Raw genomic sequence first — 20,065 nt, forward strand, 5'->3', positions numbered from 1 at the left:
GTCGACCCTCATTGCACTGCTGCTTCCGGAGGTTCCATGACACAGGCTACTGCAGTTTCCACAGCCGCACTCAGGACGTTTCCGCTGTTCCAGGGGCTGTCCGACGAGACCTTGCTGGCGGTGGCGCATTCGGCCGTGATGCGGCGCATCCCGCGCGGCCAGGGCGTGCTGCACGCCGGCGACCGCAGCGACTTCGTGTATTTCGTGCTCACAGGCAGTCTCAAGGTGATCGTCAGCGACGAGGATGGGCGCGAAGTGATCCTCAGCATCCTCGGTCAGGGCGAGCTCTTCGGCGAGATGGGCATGTTCGGCGAGCAGCCGCGTTCGGCGTCGGTCGTCGCGGTGACGCCGGCCGACCTGGTGCTGATCGCCAAGCACGACTTCCGGCGCATCATGCAGGAGAACTTCGAGGTGGCCTGGCGCATCATGTGCAACCTGGCCGACCGGCTGCGCAATGCCGATCGCAAGATCGAGTCGCTCGCGCTGATGGATGTGTATGGGCGGGTCGCGCGGCTGTTGCTGGAGATGTCGGAAGACATCGATGGCGAGGCGATCGTCGTGCGCAAGATCACCAAGCAGGACATCGCGAAGATGATCGGCGCCTCGCGCGAGATGGTGAGCCGCGTGATGAAGGATCTCGGTGCGCAGGGGCTCATCGAGGAAACCGATCACGGCATCGTCCTGCGCGACCGCCTCAACGACGTCTGAGGGGCGGGGTGCGGGAGCGCCTGTATCGCTTCGCAACAGCTTCGCGTCGGCCGGGGTCGCTGATCGCATATAATCGCGAATTGTCGATTTTCCAGGGCCCTCGTTCCCGCGCCGATGTCGTCCCGTCAGTCTTCCCGTTCCCAGCCTCTGCCGGAACGGATTTCCCTCCTGCTGCAGGAAGCGCGCTGGCTGATCCTCGGCGTGATGTCCTTGTATGTCGGGCTGGTCCTCCTCGGCTACAGCAAGTCCGATCCCGGTTGGTCGCACGCCGCGGAAGTTGCGCGCGTGAGCAATCCCGGCGGGCGCTTCGGTGCCTGGCTTGCCGATCTGCTCTACTACCTGTTCGGCCTTTCCGCGTGGTGGTGGGTGGTGTTCCTGGGGTACGCGCTGGTGTGGGGTTTCCGACGCCTGCGCCATGACCTGCGGCTGGACCGCCGATCCTTCTTCTTCGTCCTGACGGGCTTCTTCGTCGTCCTGCTGTCGAGCAGCGCGCTCGAGTCGCTGCGCTTCTACTCGCACGGCGCCAGTGTGCCGCTGGCGCCGGGCGGACTCGTCGGCGTCGAGATGGGCCAGCTGGTGCAGCGCTATCTCGGTTTCACGGGCGGCACGCTGATGCTGCTGGCGCTGTTTGCCTCCGGCCTGAGCCTGTTTTCGGGCATTTCCTGGTTGTCGGTAATCGAGCGTGTCGGACTGGCGCTGGAGCAGGCGTGGCAAGGCACGCAGGCCGCGTGGCACGGATGGCAGGACCGCAAGGCCGGTCAGCAGGTCGCGCAGAAACGCGAGGCGGTCGTCGAAACGAAACGCCGCAAGACGGTGGCTACTCCCGCGCCGCAGCTGCGCATCGAGCCCGCGGTCGTCGAGGTGCCGAAGTCCGAGCGCGTCGAGAAGGAGCTTCGTCAGGAGCGGCAGCAGTCGCTGTTTGCCGACTTGCCGACGTCGGCGGGGGCAATCCCGCCGCTGAGCCTGCTCGACCAGCCCTCGGGCGACGTGGAGCCGCCCTCGGCCGAGTCGCTGGAATTCACGTCGCGCCTGATCGAGACCAAGCTTGGTGACTTCGGTGTGGAGGTCAAGGTACTGGCCGCTTACCCGGGGCCGGTGGTCACGCGCTACGAGATCGAGCCGGCGACGGGCGTGAAGGGCAGCCAGGTCGTGAACCTCGGCAAGGACCTTGCGCGCGCGCTGTCGCTGGTGTCGATCCGCGTCGTCGAGACGGTGCCGGGCAAGTCCTGCATGGCACTCGAGCTCCCCAACGTGAAGCGCCAGACCGTGCGCCTGTCCGAGATCCTCGGCTCGAAGGCGTATCACGACATGCATTCGCCGCTGACCGTGGCGCTGGGCAAGGACATCGGCGGACAGCCGGTCGTCGCCGACCTCGCCAAGATGCCGCACCTGCTGGTCGCCGGTACCACCGGTTCGGGCAAGTCGGTCGGGATCAATGCCATGATCCTGTCGCTGCTGTACAAGGCCGGGCCGGAGAAGGTCCGGATGATCATGGTCGACCCGAAGATGCTGGAGCTGTCGATCTACGAGGGCATCCCGCATCTGCTCGCTCCGGTCGTCACGGACATGAAGCACGCCGCCAACGCGCTCAACTGGTGCGTGGTCGAGATGGACAAGCGCTACAAGCTGATGGCGGCGGTCGGCGTGCGCAACCTCGCCGGTTTCAACAAGGCCGTCATCGAGGCGGAAAAGGTCGAGAAGCCGCTCACCAACCCGTTCGCGATCAATCCGGACAATCCGGAGCCGCTTGAGCAACTGCCGCATATCGTCGTGATCGTCGACGAGCTCGCCGACATGATGATGGTGGTCGGCAAGAAGGTCGAGGAGCTCATCGCACGGCTCGCGCAGAAGGCGCGCGCGGCGGGCATCCACCTGATCCTGGCGACGCAGCGTCCTTCGGTCGACGTCATCACCGGCCTGATCAAGGCCAACGTGCCGACGCGCATCGCCTTCCAGGTTTCGAGCAAGATCGATTCGCGCACCATCCTCGACCAGATGGGAGCGGAAACGCTGCTGGGCATGGGCGACATGCTGTACCTGGCCCCGGGCACGGGCCTGCCCGTGCGCGTGCACGGCGCCTTCGTCGCCGACGAGGAGGTGCACAAGGTCGTCGATCATCTCAAGCGCAGCAACGGCCCGCCGGATTACGTGGAGGGGATCCTGTCCTCGCCCGACGACGATCTTGATGCGGCTCTCGGCGCGGGCGGGGGCGGCGAGGGGGATGGCGAGGCGGATCCCTTGTACGATCAGGCAGTCGAAGTGGTCATCAAAACGCGTCGGCCGTCGATTTCGCTGGTGCAGCGCCATCTGCGCATCGGCTACAACCGTGCGGCGCGCCTAATCGAGCAGATGGAGCGTGCCGGGTTGGTGTCGGCGATGGGAACGAATGGCAACCGTGAAGTGATCGTGCCGGCCAAGGAGGGCGAGTGAGTCGTAGCGGAGGTGTCATCAGGTCGGGGCTGCGTCTCGGCGCGGCGTTGATGCTGATTTGTGCGTCGGCTGTCGCGTCCGCCGGCGGAATTGCGCAGTTGCGCCAGTTCATCGATGGCGCACGCACCGCGCAGGGGGAATTCGAGCAGACCGTGTTCGCCGCATCGGGACGCAAACCCCAGCGCGCCAGCGGCAGTTTCATTTTCGCGCGCCCGGGCAAGTTCCGCTGGACCTACGACAAGCCGTACGCGCAGGTGCTGGTGAGCGACGGCGACAAGCTGTGGTCCTGGGACCGCGATCTGAACCAGGTCACGGTGAAGCGTCTCGGCGATGCGCTGGGCAGCACGCCCGCTGCGATCCTCGCCGGGGATGACGCAATCGAGCGCAATTTCGAGCTCGCCGAGGCCGGAGCCGCGGACGGGCTGGAATGGGTGCACGCGAAACCCCGCCAGGCCGACAGCAGCTTCGAATCGATGCGCATGGGCTTCGCGGGCGGCGTGCTCAAGCGCATGGAGCTGAAGGATAACTTCGGCCAGACGACCCTGATCGAGTTCCGTTCGCTGGTTGCCGGCGCACGTGCTGATGCCGCGCAGTTCCGTTTCGTGCCGCCGCCCGGCGCCGACGTCATCGGCGACTGAGGCTCGCGCCGGCGATGGCTGATCTCTTCGATTCGGTGGAGCCGCCGCGCGTGCCGCTCGCCGAGCGGATGCGACCGAAACGGCTCGACGAGATCGCCGGCCAGCGCCATCTGGTCGGTCCGGGCAAGCCGCTAAGGCTCGCCTTCGAGTCCGGCAAGCCGCATTCGATGATCCTGTGGGGGCCGCCAGGTGTCGGCAAGACCACGCTCGCGCGCCTGATGGCGCAGGTCTTCGATGCGGAGTTCGTCGCCCTGTCGGCGGTGTTCTCCGGCGTCAAGGACATCCGCGAGGCGGTCAGTCAGGCGCAGGCCGCGAAGGCGCGGGGCCGTCACACGATCCTCTTCGTTGACGAAGTGCATCGCTTCAACAAGGCGCAGCAGGATGCCTTCCTGCCCTATGTCGAGCAGGGGCTGGTGACCTTCATCGGCGCGACGACGGAAAATCCCTCCTTCGAGGTGAACTCGGCGCTGCTGTCGCGTGCAGCGGTGTACGTGCTGGAGCCGCTGGACAACGAAGCGATGGGCGGATTGTTCGAGCGGGGGCGGGCGATGGCATGCCCGCAACTCGTTTTCGACGAGACGGCGCGCGAACGCATGATCGGCTTCGCCGACGGGGACGCCCGACGGCTGATGAACCTGATCGAGCAGGTGCAGGTCGCCGCCGAGACCGCCGGCGTCAATCCGGTGACGCCGGAATTCGTCGACGAGGCCTTGTCGAGCAAGCTCAGGCGCTTCGACAAGGGCGGCGAGGCTTTCTACGATCAGATCTCGGCCCTGCACAAGTCGGTGCGCGGTTCCAACCCGGACGCCGCGCTGTACTGGCTGTGCCGGATGCTCGACGGCGGTGCGGACGCGCTATACCTTGGCCGCCGGCTCGTGCGCATGGCCGTCGAGGATATCGGTCTGGCCGATCCGCGTGCGCTGGAAATCACCCTGAATGCCTGCACGACCTACGAGCGGCTCGGATCGCCCGAAGGCGAACTGGCGCTCGCGCAGGCGACGATCTTCCTCGCCTGTGCCGCGAAGTCGAACGCCGTCTACAAAGCCTACAACGCTGCGCGGCAGCACGTGGCAAGCGACGTGTCGCGCCCGGTGCCGCTGCATCTGCGCAATGCGCCGACGCGGCTGATGAAGGAACTGGGTTACGGCAAGACCTACCGCTATGCCCATGATGAGCCGGAAGCCTATGCCGCGGGCGAAACCTACCTTCCGGAAGGCATGACGCCGCCCGGCTGGTATCGTCCCACGCCTTACGGAATGGAAGCCCGCATTGCTGCCAAGCTGGAGCACTTGCGCGAACTCGACGCGGCAGCTGCGACGCCGGTTCCAAGGTCCGGCGCGCGCGGCAAAGCGGAATAAAGTGTTCCCGCGTCCTCAGTGAGGCAGGGGATGGTCGGCCATGAAGCGCGCCTGGACGCTCTTCGCGCGTTCGGCCTGCGCGAGGTCGCCGCGTTCGGTAGCCCGGTCGATCAGGTCCTGCATATAGCCAGTAAGTACGAGAACGCCCTCGGTCGTCTGGACCATGCCGCAGACGATCTGTGCGGCGGCTCCGTCTGGAATTCCCTCGTGCTCGGCAATCAGTGCAACTTCGTCGTCGGTCAAATCGCAGTAATCAAGGCAGTCACGAATCGACAGCATAGGCATCTCCTCAAATATGGGGTGCACCGTCTGCGCGGCGTTCCCTTCGAATATTCACTATAAGCCACGAGGCGCCGAATTCAAGAATGAGTTTGCTCGAAATGTGTCGATAAATAGTTGATTTTACTAATATAATTGTGCAATGCGGCATTGGGGCGATTTTGCCCTAAAATGTCATGGAACAGAACGGGTTGGCGGCGGAACACGAAGTGCCGTCGCAGTATTCATCGCCTATTCATTGAATTGAAAGACTTTCGGAAAAGCCATGCTTGACATTCAACTGCTACGCAATCAGATCGACGTCGTTACCAGCGCATTGGCCGCGCGCGGCATGAGTTTCGACCCCGCGGAATTCCAGGCGCTCGAGAACGAGCGCAAGAATCTGCAGACCCGTACGCAGGAGCTTCAGGCGCAGCGCAATTCGCTCTCGAAGCAGATCGGTATCCTGAAGGGCAAGGGGGAGGACGCCGGGGCGGTGATGGCCCAGGTCACCGGTATCGGCGACGAACTCAAGGCCAACGAACTGGCTCTCTCCGCGCTGCTGGCGCGCATCGAGGCGCTGGTTGCCGGTTTGCCGAACCTGCCGCACGCGAGTGTGCCGGTCGGCACGGACGAGGCTGCAAACGTCGAAGTGAGCCGCTGGGGGACTCCGCGCGAATTTGACTTCAAGGTCAGCGACCACGTCGACGTCGGCAGTGGACTGGGGGGGCTGGATTTCGAGACGGCGGTGAAGATCACGGGCTCGCGCTTTGCGGTGATGCGCGGGGGAGTGGCCCGCATGCACCGCGCGCTGGCGCAGATGATGCTCGACGTGCATACGCGCGAACACGGCTACACGGAAGTGTATGTCCCGTATCTCGTCAATGCGGAAAGCATGTTCGGGACGGGCCAGCTGCCGAAGTTCGAGGCCGACCTGTTCGCGGTGCCGTGGGACGACGGACGCTTCTACCTGATTCCGACCGCCGAAGTGCCGGTCACCAACATCGTTCGCGGCGAACTGCTCGCAGGCGACGCCTTGCCGCTCAAGTTTGTCAGTCACACCCCCTGTTTCCGCTCGGAGGCGGGCAGCTACGGGCGCGATACGCGCGGCATGATCCGGCAGCACCAGTTCGACAAGGTCGAACTCGTCCGGGTCGAGCATCCGGATAACTCCTGGGCGGCGCTGGAGGAAATGACAGGCCACGCGGAGGCCATCTTGCGCAAGCTGGAGCTGCCTTATCGCAAGATCGTCCTATGCACGGGCGACATGGGCTTTTCGTCGGCGAAGACCTACGACCTCGAAGTGTGGCTGCCGGCGCAGAACACCTATCGCGAGATCTCGTCGTGCTCCTGCTTCGAGGCCTTCCAGGCGCGTCGCATGCAGGCGCGGTTCAAGAATGCGCAGGGCAAGAACGAGCTCGTGCATACCCTCAATGGTTCAGGTCTCGCTGTCGGCCGTACGCTGGTGGCAGTGCTGGAAAACTACCAGCAGGCAGATGGTTCGGTGGTCGTCCCGAAGGCACTCGTGCCCTACATGGGCGGTGTCGAGGTGCTCGAGCCGCGAGGCTAACCGTCGCCCGGGGGCGGCGTTTTCGGGGCCGCCCCGAGCGTCAGCCCCGTGGGCTGAAGGGGAGGGACGTAGGCGCCTTCGAGGCGCAGCAATATGTCGTGGTAGTTGCGGATGTTTTCCGCCATGATCACGGCTTCGCCTCCCCTGGCCGCACCGGCCTTTAGGCGGCTGGCGTATTCGGGGCGCGACATGAGGGGAAGCACGGCCTTCATGTCCAGCCAGCTGGTGTTGTTCTTGCCCATCCGCTGCGCAATGGTCCGGGCGCCGTTCATGTGCCCCATTCCCAGGTTGTAGGCTGCCGCCGCCATCCACGATCGGTCGGGTTCCGGAACCGCATCGGGCAGTTGTTCCTTCAGCATGGCGAAATAGCGCGCCCCGCCCAGTATGCTTTCGCGCGCATCAAGACGATCGCGCACGCCCAATCGGTCCGCCGTTTCCGAAGTCAGCATCATCATTCCCCGCACGCCCGACCACGAGGTGGCGAGCGGATCCCAGTGCGATTCCTGATATGCAAGCGCGGCGAGAAAACGCCAGTCGATGCCCGTCCTTGCCTGGGCTTCCAGGAAATGGAGGCGGTAGCGCGGCAGCCTGGCCTGAATGCGTGCGAGGAAGGTGGTGACGGCTGTATCGTCGAGCCGGCGGATATGGCCGAAGTAGCGGTCGGACAGTCGAGCGAGCGTGTCGTCGCTCCGGATGGTGGCGAGGAAGTCCTCGACTTCGGCAGCCAGGCCGCCTTTCGCATCGGGGGGGAGCGCCCAGCCTACTGTCGAACTCACGGGCAGGTCGTACATGATGGCCAGATTCGGCAAGGTTTGCGCCGCCAGCGCGAATTGAACGCGGTCCGTGGCAACCAGATCCAGGTGGCCTTGGGCGAGTTCGTTGAGCAGGTGCTCATCGGCCGGGTTCGACGGGAAATGAAGGTTCATGTCCGGAACCCGTTTGCGAACCTGGGTCAGGTAGTCGGCGGTCAACGAACCATGCCGCACCGACACGATTCGTCTGGCCAGGGCTTTTTCTTCCGTCAATTCCGGATTGTCGGAGCGGCCGACGAGCACGTAGTCGATCTCGCGTAGCGGACTGGTCCAGTTGAGCGGCAGTCTGTCATTGCGGCCGACGCCCGCGGCGGCCAGATGTACCTGTCCCCGGATGACGGCCTCGAGTGCTCGCGTTGCGTCGGGAAACAGGACGAAGCGGACCGGAACGCCCAGACGCTCGCCCAGCTTTTGCAGGAGGTCATGGTCGAACCCGGAGGCTTTCCCCTCGGCATCGCTGCGATAGGACGCCGGGCCGACTCGGGTGGCGACGCGCAGTTCGCCTGCGCTCCGGTAGTCGGCAAGTGAATGAAGGTCGGCCAGTTTTGGCCTTGTGCCAGGCTCGCATCCGGCGACAAGGAATGCAGTGGCGATGATCAGTAGGGTGCGCAAGCAGTCATACCGTTAGACATAACCGCATGATTCTGATGGAGTGCGCCAGATTCGGCAATGCCGACAAAATTCCGATGTCCTGAATTTTGCTCCGGAAACGCTGCTTTTCTGCGTAGTTCGATCCTGGTATATTAGAAAACGATGAAATAACAGGAGAGCATCATGGCCGGGAAGTCCTTCGTCCAGATCACGCGCGATGTGTCCAAGGCGCTCGACACCTTGCGGGCGGAAACCCCCGAGGCAATGAGCGGATTCAGCCAATTGGCTCGCGGCGCGCTGCGCGATGGCGCGCTTTCCGCGCTGAACAAGGAACTGATCGCATTGGCGATCGGAGTGGCCTCACGTTGTGATGCCTGCATCGGCTTTCACGTCAAGGCGTTGATCCGCCTCGGCGTAAGCCGTGAGCAGTTGATGGAGACCCTCGCGATCTGCACCTACATGGGCGGCGGGCCGACCCTGATGTATGCAGCGGAGGCGGTGCGGGCGTACGAGGAGTTTCAGGAAGTGGGGGCGAAGGTGTCGGCCTGACCTGGACGAGCGCGCGCATAAAAAAATTTTTGCGTTGTTGTTGCCGCGCGGAATTTTCTGCGTATAATTCGGCCTCCCGCAAGGCTAGCCCTTGCGGGAGTCGGAGAGGTGGCAGAGTGGTCGAATGTACCTGACTCGAAATCAGGCGTAGGTGCGAGCCTACCGTGGGTTCGAATCCCACCCTCTCCGCCAGTCGTTGCAAGGTCCCCGATGGGATCGTGCAAGCAAATGCGCCCGTAGCTCAGTTGGATAGAGTACCTGGCTACGAACCAGGGGGTCGTGGGTTCGAATCCTGCCGGGCGCGCCAGGTTTGATTGAAATGGGCATCTTCGGATGCCCATTTCATTTGCGGGCGCTGCTTGGGCGAAGTTCCTCCCGCGTTGCGAGCTTGACTGATTTATAGAATACGCTATAATTTTTTTCTTTAGCGCCCGTAGCTCAGTTGGATAGAGTACCTGGCTACGAACCAGGGGGTCGTGGGTTCGAATCCTGCCGGGCGCGCCAAGTTTGAAAGTAAAAAGGCCTGTCGAAAGACGGGCCTTTTTGCATTTTACCGCCTCTGCATTCAATTGCGGCCTCGCGAGCGGTGCAGGATTGCTTCCCTACTACTGTTACAGCGCCTGGAACAGGTACGCAAACGCTACGAGTCCCATTACGAACCAGAAGACGAGAAATGCCGGCCACCGTACCTTGTTGAACCAGGTGTCGTTGAGCCGCCGTTTCGGTGCGGCTTCACGTTCGACCGCGTGCGTGCGACGGTCCTCGGTGGAAAGCTCGGGCGGCGCACCAGAGCCGGGGTTGTAGTTGATGGCGGACATGATGGACTCCTCCTCCCGAACATCTATTGCTTGGTATCGGGTCGCGTCCGGTGGCGACCTATTTCTAGTATAGACATCCATGCTGCGGGCTTCCCGAGCCGAAGGAACTCCGTAGGGAAGGGAAGAAAGGGGACGCAGTTGGCGGCCCCTGTGCAGGAGATGTTACAGCGCCGAAGTTCGGATGTTCGCTCAATCGGCGGCGGTCTGGATGCGCTGAAAGACCTCGGGAACATTCACGACGCGGTTGCCTACGAATTCGATGCGCCGGCGGGTGACCCCGGCGCGTTGGAGTTTGTCGCATTTGTTGCGTTCGGCCCCCCACTCTTGCAGGTGGGGATGGCGATCGAGCAGGTCGGCGAGCATCCGGGCGAGGACGACCGGCACCGGAACCGAAACCGTCAGACGTAGTACCAGCCGTGAAGAGTGAGGCTGCCATCGGCGATGCGACGCCCAACCGCTGGATAAGTCATCAGGTTTGCGAGGTGCCGGACGACCATCGCCTTTTCGGTGGCGCGCATGACATCTTCACTTTCCGCGTGGCCGTCGAAACGGGGGCGATCCGAGGATAACCCAGGTGCCCGTCGCGCCAGGATGAGATCGCGCACCCGGCCGCCCTGTGCGAGCCATTTGCGTGTTGGCGTCAGTTCTTCCGGAGTCTCGGCCGGGTACAGGGCGGTGCACGCGCCTCAGTGCGAGTGACCGCAGACGATGATTTCGGAGACGCCGAGAACCGCTGCGGCGTATTCGATGCCGGCTCCGGCAGAACTGCACTCCTGTCCGCGGCGGTGAGGGGGACCATGTTGCCGACGTTGCGCATCACGAACAGGTCGCCCGGCGCCCACTGGGTGAGGGCATGAGGAATGATGCGGGGGGCGGCGCAAATCACGCCGGCGCGCTGCTACATGGGCGGTTGCGCCGGGCTGTCACGTTCAGCCGCGCAGCAACTTCCAGTGCCTGTGGATCTCGCGCAGCGCAGCGAGGCCTTCCAAGGGCACGGAAAGGCCTTTGTGGCCGGGAATGTCAGGGGCACGGGGATTGATCCGCACCAGGTTTCCCCCGATGCGCTCGCTGAAGAGGCGGATCGTCGGGATGTCGACGCCGGCGCCGATCTCGATGACGACGAGGCGTTTGACGCGTTCGAGCCACGCCGCCAGTGCTTCGCGTTGTGCCGCGCTGCGAGTGTCTATCCAGTCCCAGTCGTCGAACATCAAGATGTTCGGGCGTGCTATCCCGCCGCAGTGGGGGCAGCGGGGCGGCTCCGAGTCGAGGCGGCATGCAGACTCGTCGACCCGGGGCGTGAATCCGGCGGCTTCCCAGATCGTATCTCGGCACGGCTGCAGGCATTGCAGGTGATGGATCGATCCATGGATCTCCGCGACGCGCGCGGGCTCGAACCCGGCTTTCTGGAACTGGCCGTCGACATTGCTCGTGAGGACGAACGCGCCGCGGGGTATGTCGTCCGCAAAGTCGTGCAGGAGGCGGAAGCCCTCATGCGGGACGGTGTCGCGATACAGCCGCAATCGGTGTCCGTAGAATCCCCACGCGCGCGCGGCGTCCGCACGAAATGCCGCGGGCGAGGCGATTTCGGTGAACGATGTGCCGCTGCGCGCGAGCGCTGGATACGCCTTCCAGAAGCCTTCGTTGCCGCGAAAGTCGGGTAGGCCCGAGTCGACGCCCATGCCGGCGCCGGCCGTGACGAGCAGAGCCTCGGCGTCCGCAATGGCTGCCGCGCATCGTTTCAGTGTCGCTGCGAGGTCCGTGTTCATGGCGGGCAACGCCGGGCTGGTGTCAGCTTTCTTCGCCCTCTGCCGTCCCTGCGAGCCGACGCAGCACATCCAGCATGTAGCGGCCGGCGCGCCCGTCCGGTTCCAGTCCGTTGGCTCTCTGGACGTCCTGGATGGCTTCGCGGCTGGTCTTGCCGATCAGACCGTCGATCTCGCCGATCGCATAGCCGAGGCGCACCAGCAGTGACTGCACCTCGCGGCGTTCGGCTCGTGACAGGCCCGGATCGTCGGTCGGCCAGGGTCTGACGAAGGCGCCGCTGCCGCGCAGGCGGTCCGACAGGTGGGCGATCGCAAGGGCATAGGTTTCAGCCGTGTTGTAGGAATACAGCGCGTCGAAATTCCGTTGCACGAGGAAGGCCGGCCCGCCTTCGCCGGCGGGCAGGAGGACGGCTGCGGCGGTGGTCGATGCTTCCAGCGGAACGCCGTCGATGCGCCGGACCCCGAGCCGCACCCATTCCGCGATCGAACGCTTGTTGTGCCTGCCTGCAAGCGAAAAATCGAAGTCGCCCGGCAGCGTTATCTCATGACCCCACGGCTGTCCGCTGACCCAGCCAGCCTTGATCAGGAAGTTCGCCGTCGAGGCGAGGGCGTCGGGAATGCTGTCGACGAGATCCCGTCGCCCGTCGCCATCGAAGTCGACGGCGACGCGGGCGAAGGTGGAGGGCATGAACTGGGTATGGCCGAAGGCGCCCGCCCAGGAGCCGGTCAGGCGCGCAGCGTCGACATCGCCGTTCTCGATGATCTTCAGCGTGGTGAAGAATTCGCCACGGAAGAAACTCTGCCGCCGACCGAAGCACGACAGGGTGGAGAGCGAGGTCAGCAGTGGCCGTTTGCCGAAGTTGCGTCCGAAGTTGCTTTCCACTCCCCATACAGCCACGATGGTGGCCGCGTCGACGCCGTATTGTGTTTCGACCTGCTGCAAGGTTGCGGCCCATCGCTCCATCATCGCGCGGCCATCGGCGACGCGTTCCTCGTCCACGAGTCCAGCCAGATAATCCCAGATCGGCGTTTGGAACTCCGGTTGGTAATCGAGGAGGCCGAGGACTGAACGATCAGGCTCGAGCGCGCGCGTCAGTGCATCGAAGGTCTCCTGCTTGATGCCATGTTTCTGCGCTTCCGAGCGCAGATCGCCCATGCAGCGTTCGAAAGAGGCGTCGGCTGCTGCGGGCAGCGAAAGCAGGGTGGCAATCAGGGTGCCGGAGGCGACGGCGGGCTTGAGGAACATTGCTGAGAGGCTTCGGAGCGAACATGCGAATGGTACTCCGCTTGCGCAGAATGCGCTGCGGGGGCGATCGAATTGCATCCGTATGGCATTCCTCGCGAGTTCGCCGACCATTCTTGCGAAGCGTTACGGCCGAAGTTTACGTTTTGACGTATCCTGAGGTCATTCCTGTCGCGCATCGGAGCGGGGCTCCGTTTGCAGCCGATCAGTGCCCCTGAACTTCCATGGTGGTCCCGAATGAAGCTTAACCTCGTAATCCTCTCCGGCGGTTCCGGTACGCGATTGTGGCCGCTTTCGCGTGAGCAGTATCCGAAGCAATTATTGGCGCTGATCGGTGACGATACCATGCTGCAGCAGACCGCGACCCGGCTCGACGGATTTTCGGGGAGCCTCCCCGTCGCCGTCGAGCCGATTGTCGTGTGCAACGAGGAATATCGTTTCATCACTGCCGAACAGATGCGTGCGATCGGCCGGCCGACCCGTCACATCCTGCTCGAGCCGATCGGTCGCAACACCGCGCCCGCGCTGACGCTGGCCGCCCTTTCGGTCGTGCGTGAGGGCGATGACGGAGTGCTGCTCGTGATGCCCGCGGACCACGTCGTCCGTGACCGCGAGGCCTTCCACCGTTCCGTGGCAGTCGGGCTGGAGGCGGCGAAGGAGGGGGCTATGGTCACCTTCGGGATCGTCCCCGAACGTGCGGAAACGGGGTACGGGTACATCCGCTTCGGCAGCGAGTGTAGTCCGGGCGTGTGCGAGATCGCCGCCTTCGTCGAGAAGCCGGACGCGGAAACGGCAGCCGAGTATGTTGCGAGCGGTGCCTATCTGTGGAACAGCGGCCTCTTCATGGTGCGCGCGAGCGCATGGCTGAAGGCGATCGGCCACTTCAATCCGGCCATGCTGGCCGCCTGCGAGGCGAGCCTGGATGCGGCCGTCCGGGATATCGATTTCGTGCGGATCGGGCGCGGCGCGTTTGAGGCGTGCCCGTCCGATTCGATCGACTATGCGGTCATGGAGAAACTTGCTGGAACGCCCGAACTGGGCATCGCGCCGCGTGTCGTGCCGATGTCCGTCGGCTGGTCCGACGTCGGCGCCTGGGATGCGCTATGGGCGCTTGCCGAGAAGGACGGCACCGGCAATGCTGCACGCGGCGATGTCGTGTTCGAGGACACCACGGACAGCCTTGTTCATGCCACCAGCCGCATGGTCGCCTGCGTCGGTGTGGATGGGCTCGTCGTCGTCGAAACGCCCGATGCTGTCATGGTCGCGCACAAGGACCGCACGCAGGACGTCAAGAGGATCGTTGCCCGCCTCAAGGCAGACAAGCGCAGCCAGGTCTACGCCCATCGGAAAATTCACAGGCCGTGGGGCTGCTACGATTCGATCGACAACGGTCAGCGCTTCCAGGTCAAGCACATCCAGGTCAAGCCCGGGGCGGCGCTCAGTCTTCAGATGCACCACCACCGTGCCGAACACTGGATCGTCGTGAGCGGCACAGCGAAGGTCACCCGCGGCGACGAAACCTTCCTGCTCACCGAAAACCAGTCGACCTACATTCCGCTGGGCGTTACCCATCGTCTAGAAAATCCCGGAAAGCTGATGCTCGAGATGATCGAGGTCCAGTCGGGGAGCTATCTGGGCGAAGACGATATCGTCCGCTTCGAGGATACCTACGGTCGCAAGTAGCAAGGGGGCGTTACCGGACGGGGCTCGCGCCCGTCCGGCAGAAGGGTGTGGCGACTTTCGATTACCAGAGCTGCCACCACGGACGGCCGTCCTTCGGCCCGCCCGCGTAATACACGCTGTTCGGGAAGTTCTTGCGCATCACCCGCTCGGCGTCGTCACGCAGGTCGCTCATGCCCAGCGCGTCGTAGCTCTTGACCAGCATGAACAGCGCCTCTTCCGTCGCCGGGGCGTTCGGGTAGGTCTTGATCGTGGCCTGTGCCCGGTTGATGGTGGCCACGTAGGCGCCGCGCTTGTAGTAATAGCGGGCGACATGCACCTCGTGCTGGGCGAGCGAGTTCACCAGGTATTGCATGCGCTGTCGTGCGTCTTCGGCGTAGCGGCTGCCCGGAAAACGGCTCACGAGCTGGCCGAAGGTGTCGAAGGACTCCTGGGCAGCCTTCGGGTCACGCTCGGAGAGATCCTGGTTCGACAGGCCTGCGAGCAGGCCGAGGTCTTCGTTGAAGGTCGCGAGGCCCTTCAGGTAGTACATGTAATCCGCGTTGGGATGGTTGGGGTGCAGCTTGATGAAGCGGTCTGCCGCAGCGATGGCAAGCGCCGGCTCGTACGACTTGTAATGCGCGTAAGCGACCTCGATCTGAGCCTGTTGCGCGTAGCGGCCGTAAGGGAAGCGCGCCTCGAGCTTTTCGAAGAGCTTGATGGCTTGCTCGTAGGAACCCTCGGCCATGTAGTTCTTCGCTTCGGAGTACAGCTTCTGGGCATTCCAGCCCGCCGTCTCGTCGATCTGTTCCGGCAACAGGCCGCATCCGCCGAGCAGCAATGCACCGATAACCGCTAAACTTCCAAGGGTGAACCTGGCCATCGAAAAAACTCGCGTGAATGAACCGGACGATTATAGCCCACTGGGAGAGGCTGCTTCGCACCACCGGCTGACGATACCTGCCGACTGTGCCGGCCTGCGGCTCGACCAGGCCCTTGCGCGCCTTTTCCCCGCCCACTCGCGCAGTCGCCTGCAGGCCTGGCTCAAGTCCGGGCGTGTCAGCCTCAACGGCAGCCTCCATGATGCAAAGTTCAAGGTCTGGGGCGGCGAAGCCCTGGAAGTCGATGCGGCGCCGGTGCCCGAAGAGGTTGCCGAGGCACCCGAGGACATCCCGCTCGACATCGCCTACGAGGATGCCCACATCCTTGTTATCGACAAGCCGGTCGGTCTCGTCGTGCATCCCGGTAGCGGCAACTGGAGCGGGACGCTTCTCAATGCACTGCTGCACCACGCTCCGGAACTCGCCAACATCCCGCGCGCCGGCATCGTGCACCGTCTCGACAAGGACACCAGCGGACTGATGGTGGTCGCCCGCACCCTCGAGGCGCAGACGGACCTGGTGCGGCAGCTCCAGGCGCGTAGCGTCAAGCGACACTATCTCGCGCTGGTGCACGGGATGGTCACCGGCCCCGGCGTAGTCGATGCCTCTATCGGCCGGCACCCCTCGCAGCGCACGAAGATGGCCGTCCATTCGGGCGGTCGCGCGGCAGTCACGCGCTATTCCGTGCGCGAGCACTTCGCCCGCGCGACACTCGTCGAGTGTCGGCTCGAAACCGGTCGCACGCATCAGATCCGCGTCCACATGGCGCACATCGGCCATCCGCTGGTGGGCGATGCGACCTACGGGCGACGGCGCAGCGGCTGCGCGACCCTGGACGCCTTCCCGCGGCAGGCGCTGCACGCCTTCCGCCTGGGGCTCCTTCACCCGGCTACTGGCGAGGAAATGGTGTGGGAGTCGCCATTGCCCGAAGATTTCGAGAGCCTGCTTGCATCCATCCGCGCGGAGACGCCCGCATGAGTCCCGACTGGTTCGAGCCCGACTGGCCTGCTCCGGAGCGCGTGCGCGCCCTCGTCACGACACGGCACGGTGGTGTCAGCGAGGGGCCGTGGGCGAGCATGAATCTCGGTGGCCACGTTGGCGACTCGCCGCTGGCCGTCGCCCGCAATCGGGCCATCCTGCGCGCTGTGGTGCCGTCCGAGCCGTGTTGGCTGGATCAGGTGCATGGCATTGAAGTGTGCGATGCGGCAGCAGTGGGGGGCGACCCCGTTCCGCCGCGTGCCGACGCGTCGATCGCGCGCGCTGCAGGCGCCGTGTGCGTCGTGATGACCGCGGACTGCCTGCCGGTGCTGTTCTGCGATGACGAGGGGGCGGTCGTGGCCGCAGCCCATGCGGGATGGCGCGGGCTCGCGTCGGGCATTCTCGATGCGACGGTCGCACGCATGAACATACCGCCTGCACGGATCATTGCCTGGATGGGCCCGGCCATCGGCGCGGATGCCTTCGAGGTCGGCGGCGAGGTGCGCGAGCGCTTCGTTACTGCCGACGCTGGTGCCGCGCGTGCGTTCCAGCCGGCGGAGCTGCCCGGCAAATGGTATGCGGACCTGTTCGAGCTCGCACGCCGGCGCCTGCGAGCGATCGGGGTCGATCGGGTCTACGGGGGCGACGTCTGCACATTTTCCGACCCCTTGCGCTGGTTTTCCTATCGGCGCGACGGCGTGACGGGGCGCCTGGCCTCCCTCGTGTGGCTCTCCGATTGACGGGCAGCCCTTCCGACTATTGATCGATATCCGATTCGGTTCTATCGTTCGTCGGTGTCTCGTCCGGGTTTTCGCGGCGGGCGGCCGCGCGGCGGCGAGCCGGCGTCCCGGCCAGCCACAGGAACAGGGCCATTGGGCCTAGTCCCCAGAATACGAAGGTGAGCACGCCGCCGACGACCGTGGTGTCCGAGATCGCCGCGATCAGCACGACGTACAGCCAGGCGATTGCAATAATGTACATGGCGCCGATTTTACCCGCGGCAGTGCGGGTGCGGCGCCGCGGACCGTGAGCGGTCCGGGGAGAATCAAGTTGACCAGCGAATTCCGCATGTGTCCGAACCTGCGCCTCAGGAGGGGCTGATGTCCGAATCCGACAACAAACAGGGCAATCCCGCAATCGAGGGCATGCTGCAGTTCGGCCAGGCGATGGCCCAGAATTTTTTTCAGGCGATCGCGCGCCAGCATGCGGTCATGCAGGACAGCAGCGGAGACGCTGCGCCGGCCATCAGCCTGCCGGAAAACGAAGCGATTGCGCGCCTGCAGCAGGACTTCGCCGCGCGCCACGTTGCGCTGTGGTCGTCGATGCTGCAGCTGAAGCCAGGCGAGAAGGCGGCCCCCGTCATTGCCCCCGAGCCGGGAGACCGGCGGTTTACGGCGCCCGAATGGAGCGAGAGCCCCGTCTTCGACTACATCCGCCAGGCCTACCTGCTGAACGCGAGCTTTCTCAACCAGGTTTCCGACGAGTTGCCGATGGCTGATGGTCGGGCCAAGTCGCGCCTTCAGTTCCTGACCCGGCAATACGTCGATGCGCTCGCGCCGTCGAATTTCGCCGCCACGAATCCCGAATTCATCAAGACCGCCCTCGACACCGAAGGTGAGAGCATCACGCGCGGGATCAAGAACCTGATCGCCGATCTCGAGAAGGGTCGCGTGTCGATGACCGATGACGAGGCTTTCGAGGTCGGGCGCAACATCGCCGTGTCGCCAGGGGCGGTTATCTACCAGAACGAGCTGATGCAGCTCATCCAGTACGCGCCGCTCACCGACAAGGTCGCCCAGGCGCCGCTGCTGATCGTGCCGCCCTGCATCAACAAGTTCTACGTCCTCGATCTGCAGCCGGACAACTCGCTGGTGCGTTTCGCTGTGGAGCAGGGCTTCACCGTCTTCCTCGTCTCGTGGAAGAACCCCAAGGCAGCGGAGTCCACCGCGACCTGGGATGATTACCTCGAGAAGGGCCCGCTCAAAGCGCTCGAAGTCGTGCGTACCGTCACGCGCGTGAAGAAACCGAACGTGCTCGGCTTCTGCGTTGGTGGCACGATATTGACATCGGCTCTCGGCGTGGCGCGTGCGCGTGGCGAAGATCCTGTGGCGAGCCTGACGCTGATGACGACCTTGCTCGATTTCGCGGATGCGGGCGAGCTCGGCTGTCTGGTCGATGAGGCCAGTGTGACTGCCCGCGAAGCCGCAATTGGAAAAGGGGGGCTGTTACCCGGGCAGGAACTCGCGAATGTGTTTTCCGCGCTGCGTGCCAACGACCTCATCTGGCAGTACGTCGTCGGCAACTACCTGAAGGGCAACAAACCGCAGGCATTCGACCTGCTGTACTGGAATTCCGATAGCACGAATCTGCCGGGGCCGTTCCTGACGTGGTATTTGCGTAACATGTATCTGGAAAATAACCTGCGGATGCCGGGCAAGCTCAAAATGCTCGGTGCAAAGGTCGATCTCGGCAAGGTCGACGCGCCGGCATATCTGCTCGCTACGCGCGAGGATCATATCGTCCCGTGGAAGGGGGCCTATCTTTCGCGCGGACTCTTGGGTGGTGAAACGACCTTCGTGCTGGGCGCGAGCGGTCACATCGCCGGGGCGATCAATCCGGCGTCGAAGAACCGTCGCAGCTACTGGGTGAACGCCTCCGGCGCCGCCGACCCGGACGAATGGCTGGACGGTGCGGTCGAGCAGAAGGGTAGCTGGTGGTTGAACTGGATCGAATGGCTCAGGCCATACGGAGGCAAGCAGGTTGCGGCACGAGGCCGCCTCGGCAATGCCAAGTACGCACCGATCGAACCCGCACCCGGGTGTTACGTGAAGGAAAAGGCTTGACGCGTACACGCCGGTCCGGAACCGGAATTGTCCAGCGGCAGCGGACACGGGGGCGCTGCCGGAAGTGTCTGGAAACCCCTTGTGGATCGATCAACGGGAGAGGAGGAAGTTTATGGCAAGAGTCGCACTAGTGACCGGTGGCATGGGTGGCCTGGGCGAAGCGGTGTGCATCAAGCTCGCCGCGCTGGGCTACAAGGTCGTGACGACACATTCCCCGGGCAACACCAAGGCCACTGAATGGCTGCCCATGAACAACATGGGCTACGGCTTCAAGGCCTATCCCTGCGATGTCTCGGATTTCGATTCGTGCAAGACCTGTGTCGAGACTGTCACCCGGGAAGTGGGCCCCGTCGATGTGCTGGTGAATAACGCCGGGATCACCCGCGACATGACCTTCAAGAAGATGACCAAGGCCGACTGGGATGCCGTCATCTCCACCAACCTCGACAGCGTGTTCAACATGACCAAGCAGGTCATGGACGGCATGGTCGAGCGCAAGTGGGGACGCGTCATCAACGTATCGTCGGTCAATGGCCAGAAAGGTGCATTCGGCCAGACCAACTACTCCGCAGCGAAGGCGGGGATGCATGGTTTTACCAAGGCGCTCGCACTGGAAGTCGCGCGAAGCGGAGTCACCGTCAATACCATCTCGCCGGGATACATCGGCACCAAGATGGTGACGGCCATCCCGCAGGAAATCCTTGAATCCAAGATCCTGCCGCAGATTCCCGTGTCGCGTCTGGGCAAGCCCGAGGAAATTGCCGGCCTGGTGGCCTATCTCGCGTCTGAGGAGGCCGCGTTCGTGACCGGCGCCAACATCTCCATCAACGGCGGGCAGCACATGTTCTGACCGGGACCACATCCGGTTCGGTAGCGGCGCGTTTCCGACAAGGGCGCGCCGTTTTATTTTCCTTTTGCAGTGCAGCAAGCTCTCCGAAAAGTCCCTATAATTTACCGGCTTTGCGG

General features: G+C 63.9%; 20 protein-coding genes, 3 tRNA genes and 1 pseudogene. 14 read left to right on the plus strand and 10 right to left on the minus strand.

The window, feature by feature from the left end:
• Nucleotides 1–36 precede the first annotated feature (36 nt).
• The 4 genes from GO615_RS00495 (at nt 37) to GO615_RS00510 (ending at nt 5,134) form a co-directional block, all read left to right on the plus strand.
• Complete coding sequence (locus GO615_RS00495; protein ID WP_169125087.1) at nt 37–708, plus strand: Crp/Fnr family transcriptional regulator; 672 nt, start codon at nt 37–39, stop codon at nt 706–708.
• A gap of 114 nt (nt 709–822) precedes the next feature.
• The gene (locus GO615_RS00500) at nt 823–3,138 is read left to right on the plus strand and encodes a DNA translocase FtsK (protein WP_169125088.1); all 2,316 of its coding nucleotides are present in this window, start codon (nt 823–825) and stop codon (nt 3,136–3,138) included.
• On the plus strand, nt 3,135–3,776 hold the full coding sequence (gene lolA, locus GO615_RS00505) for an outer membrane lipoprotein periplasmic chaperone LolA (protein ID WP_479686201.1): 642 nt from the start codon (nt 3,135–3,137) through the stop codon (nt 3,774–3,776). Before GO615_RS00500 ends, lolA begins: the two co-directional genes overlap by 4 nt.
• 14 nt (nt 3,777–3,790) lie before the next feature.
• On the plus strand, nt 3,791–5,134 hold the full coding sequence (locus tag GO615_RS00510; RefSeq protein ID WP_169125089.1) for a replication-associated recombination protein A: 1,344 nt from the start codon (nt 3,791–3,793) through the stop codon (nt 5,132–5,134).
• A 15-nt stretch (nt 5,135–5,149) separates the two neighbouring features.
• Here the strand turns inward: GO615_RS00510 and GO615_RS00515 are convergent, their stop codons facing one another.
• Nucleotides 5,150–5,413, minus strand: a complete 264-nt coding sequence (locus GO615_RS00515) for a hypothetical protein (RefSeq protein WP_076601214.1) — start codon at nt 5,411–5,413, stop codon at nt 5,150–5,152.
• 265 nt (nt 5,414–5,678) lie between these two features.
• Here GO615_RS00515 and serS point away from each other — a divergent pair, with 265 nt between their 5' ends.
• Complete coding sequence (gene serS / locus GO615_RS00520; RefSeq protein ID WP_169125090.1) at nt 5,679–6,962, plus strand: serine--tRNA ligase; 1,284 nt, start codon at nt 5,679–5,681, stop codon at nt 6,960–6,962.
• On the opposite strand, the gene mltF is transcribed toward serS, so the two are convergent.
• Complete coding sequence (gene mltF / locus GO615_RS00525; RefSeq protein WP_169125091.1) at nt 6,959–8,386, minus strand: membrane-bound lytic murein transglycosylase MltF; 1,428 nt, start codon at nt 8,384–8,386, stop codon at nt 6,959–6,961. The genes serS and mltF overlap by 4 nt on opposite strands.
• A 162-nt stretch (nt 8,387–8,548) precedes the next feature.
• On the opposite strand from mltF, the gene GO615_RS00530 reads away from it, so the two are divergent.
• The 4 genes from GO615_RS00530 to GO615_RS00545 all read left to right on the plus strand — a co-directional run bounded on the left by GO615_RS00530 (nt 8,549) and on the right by GO615_RS00545 (nt 9,418).
• Complete coding sequence (locus tag GO615_RS00530; RefSeq protein WP_169125092.1) at nt 8,549–8,914, plus strand: carboxymuconolactone decarboxylase family protein; 366 nt, start codon at nt 8,549–8,551, stop codon at nt 8,912–8,914.
• Nucleotides 8,915–9,016: 102 nt separating this feature from the next.
• Nucleotides 9,017–9,106, plus strand: a tRNA-Ser gene (locus GO615_RS00535).
• 38 nt (nt 9,107–9,144) lie between these two features.
• Nucleotides 9,145–9,221, plus strand: a tRNA-Arg gene (locus GO615_RS00540).
• A gap of 120 nt (nt 9,222–9,341) precedes the next feature.
• Nucleotides 9,342–9,418, plus strand: a tRNA-Arg gene (locus GO615_RS00545).
• 107 nt (nt 9,419–9,525) lie between these two features.
• Here GO615_RS00545 and GO615_RS00550 read toward each other — a convergent pair.
• From GO615_RS00550 to GO615_RS00575, 6 genes and pseudogenes are all read right to left on the minus strand, one after another.
• Nucleotides 9,526–9,732, minus strand: coding sequence for a hypothetical protein (locus GO615_RS00550; RefSeq protein WP_169125093.1), 207 nt, complete (start codon nt 9,730–9,732; stop codon nt 9,526–9,528).
• Between the two features lie 189 nt (nt 9,733–9,921).
• Complete coding sequence (locus tag GO615_RS00555) at nt 9,922–10,116, minus strand: hypothetical protein (protein WP_169125094.1); 195 nt, start codon at nt 10,114–10,116, stop codon at nt 9,922–9,924.
• A gap of 14 nt (nt 10,117–10,130) precedes the next feature.
• Nucleotides 10,131–10,406, minus strand: a pseudogene (locus GO615_RS29155) (carbonic anhydrase); the annotation flags it as partial.
• A complete protein-coding gene (locus GO615_RS29490) occupies nt 10,373–10,618 on the minus strand; it encodes a carbonic anhydrase (RefSeq protein ID WP_369333961.1) in 246 nt (81 codons plus the stop codon). The pseudogene GO615_RS29155 and the gene GO615_RS29490, both read right to left, overlap by 34 nt.
• Before the next feature lie 43 nt (nt 10,619–10,661).
• Nucleotides 10,662–11,498 carry an SIR2 family NAD-dependent protein deacylase gene (locus GO615_RS00570; RefSeq protein WP_169125096.1) on the minus strand — a complete coding sequence of 279 codons (837 nt, stop codon included), beginning with the start codon at nt 11,496–11,498 and terminating at the stop codon, nt 10,662–10,664.
• 22 nt (nt 11,499–11,520) lie between these two features.
• Nucleotides 11,521–12,741 (minus strand): lytic murein transglycosylase, encoded by a 1,221-nt coding sequence (locus GO615_RS00575; protein ID WP_169125195.1) that lies wholly within the window; start codon nt 12,739–12,741, stop codon nt 11,521–11,523.
• A gap of 234 nt (nt 12,742–12,975) precedes the next feature.
• Between GO615_RS00575 and GO615_RS00580 the strand changes: the two genes are divergently transcribed.
• Nucleotides 12,976–14,421 (plus strand): mannose-1-phosphate guanylyltransferase/mannose-6-phosphate isomerase, encoded by a 1,446-nt coding sequence (locus GO615_RS00580; RefSeq protein ID WP_169125097.1) that lies wholly within the window; start codon nt 12,976–12,978, stop codon nt 14,419–14,421.
• A 61-nt stretch (nt 14,422–14,482) separates the two neighbouring features.
• On the opposite strand, the gene GO615_RS00585 is transcribed toward GO615_RS00580, so the two are convergent.
• Nucleotides 14,483–15,280 carry an outer membrane protein assembly factor BamD gene (locus GO615_RS00585; RefSeq protein ID WP_169125098.1) on the minus strand — a complete coding sequence of 266 codons (798 nt, stop codon included), beginning with the start codon at nt 15,278–15,280 and terminating at the stop codon, nt 14,483–14,485.
• Between the two features lie 13 nt (nt 15,281–15,293).
• Between GO615_RS00585 and rluD the strand changes: the two genes are divergently transcribed.
• Nucleotides 15,294–16,256, plus strand: coding sequence for a 23S rRNA pseudouridine(1911/1915/1917) synthase RluD (gene rluD / locus GO615_RS00590; protein WP_339380012.1), 963 nt, complete (start codon nt 15,294–15,296; stop codon nt 16,254–16,256).
• The gene (gene pgeF / locus GO615_RS00595; protein WP_169125100.1) at nt 16,253–16,996 is read left to right on the plus strand and encodes a peptidoglycan editing factor PgeF; all 744 of its coding nucleotides are present in this window, start codon (nt 16,253–16,255) and stop codon (nt 16,994–16,996) included. Before rluD ends, pgeF begins: the two co-directional genes overlap by 4 nt.
• Before the next feature lie 16 nt (nt 16,997–17,012).
• Here the strand turns inward: pgeF and GO615_RS00600 are convergent, their stop codons facing one another.
• Nucleotides 17,013–17,237 carry a hypothetical protein gene (locus GO615_RS00600; RefSeq protein WP_169125101.1) on the minus strand — a complete coding sequence of 75 codons (225 nt, stop codon included), beginning with the start codon at nt 17,235–17,237 and terminating at the stop codon, nt 17,013–17,015.
• A 119-nt stretch (nt 17,238–17,356) separates the two neighbouring features.
• On the opposite strand from GO615_RS00600, the gene phaC reads away from it, so the two are divergent.
• Nucleotides 17,357–19,099, plus strand: coding sequence for a class I poly(R)-hydroxyalkanoic acid synthase (phaC, locus tag GO615_RS00605; protein ID WP_169125102.1), 1,743 nt, complete (start codon nt 17,357–17,359; stop codon nt 19,097–19,099).
• A 112-nt stretch (nt 19,100–19,211) separates the two neighbouring features.
• Complete coding sequence (gene phbB, locus GO615_RS00610) at nt 19,212–19,949, plus strand: acetoacetyl-CoA reductase (RefSeq protein WP_169125103.1); 738 nt, start codon at nt 19,212–19,214, stop codon at nt 19,947–19,949.
• Nucleotides 19,950–20,065 lie beyond the last annotated feature (116 nt).

The organism is Aromatoleum evansii (assembly GCF_012910805.1).
GTDB lineage: Bacteria > Pseudomonadota > Gammaproteobacteria > Burkholderiales > Rhodocyclaceae > Aromatoleum > Aromatoleum evansii.

What these genes read in the sequence shown, in the direction of transcription:
- GO615_RS00495 (WP_169125087.1), top strand. Translation starts at nt 37, where the DNA reads ATGACACAGGCTACTGCAGTTTCCACAGCCGCACTCAGGACGTTTCCG.
- GO615_RS00500 (WP_169125088.1), top strand. Translation starts at nt 823, where the DNA reads ATGTCGTCCCGTCAGTCTTCCCGTTCCCAGCCTCTGCCGGAACGGATT.
- GO615_RS00510 (WP_169125089.1), top strand. Translation starts at nt 3,791, where the DNA reads ATGGCTGATCTCTTCGATTCGGTGGAGCCGCCGCGCGTGCCGCTCGCC.
- GO615_RS00515 (WP_076601214.1), bottom strand. Translation starts at nt 5,413, where the DNA reads ATGCTGTCGATTCGTGACTGCCTTGATTACTGCGATTTGACCGACGAC.
- serS (WP_169125090.1), top strand. Translation starts at nt 5,679, where the DNA reads ATGCTTGACATTCAACTGCTACGCAATCAGATCGACGTCGTTACCAGC.
- GO615_RS00530 (WP_169125092.1), top strand. Translation starts at nt 8,549, where the DNA reads ATGGCCGGGAAGTCCTTCGTCCAGATCACGCGCGATGTGTCCAAGGCG.
- GO615_RS00550 (WP_169125093.1), bottom strand. Translation starts at nt 9,732, where the DNA reads ATGTCCGCCATCAACTACAACCCCGGCTCTGGTGCGCCGCCCGAGCTT.
- GO615_RS00570 (WP_169125096.1), bottom strand. Translation starts at nt 11,498, where the DNA reads ATGAACACGGACCTCGCAGCGACACTGAAACGATGCGCGGCAGCCATT.
- GO615_RS00575 (WP_169125195.1), bottom strand. Translation starts at nt 12,741, where the DNA reads ATGTTCCTCAAGCCCGCCGTCGCCTCCGGCACCCTGATTGCCACCCTG.
- GO615_RS00580 (WP_169125097.1), top strand. Translation starts at nt 12,976, where the DNA reads ATGAAGCTTAACCTCGTAATCCTCTCCGGCGGTTCCGGTACGCGATTG.
- GO615_RS00585 (WP_169125098.1), bottom strand. Translation starts at nt 15,280, where the DNA reads ATGGCCAGGTTCACCCTTGGAAGTTTAGCGGTTATCGGTGCATTGCTG.
- pgeF (WP_169125100.1), top strand. Translation starts at nt 16,253, where the DNA reads ATGAGTCCCGACTGGTTCGAGCCCGACTGGCCTGCTCCGGAGCGCGTG.
- GO615_RS00600 (WP_169125101.1), bottom strand. Translation starts at nt 17,237, where the DNA reads ATGTACATTATTGCAATCGCCTGGCTGTACGTCGTGCTGATCGCGGCG.
- phaC (WP_169125102.1), top strand. Translation starts at nt 17,357, where the DNA reads ATGTCCGAATCCGACAACAAACAGGGCAATCCCGCAATCGAGGGCATG.
- phbB (WP_169125103.1), top strand. Translation starts at nt 19,212, where the DNA reads ATGGCAAGAGTCGCACTAGTGACCGGTGGCATGGGTGGCCTGGGCGAA.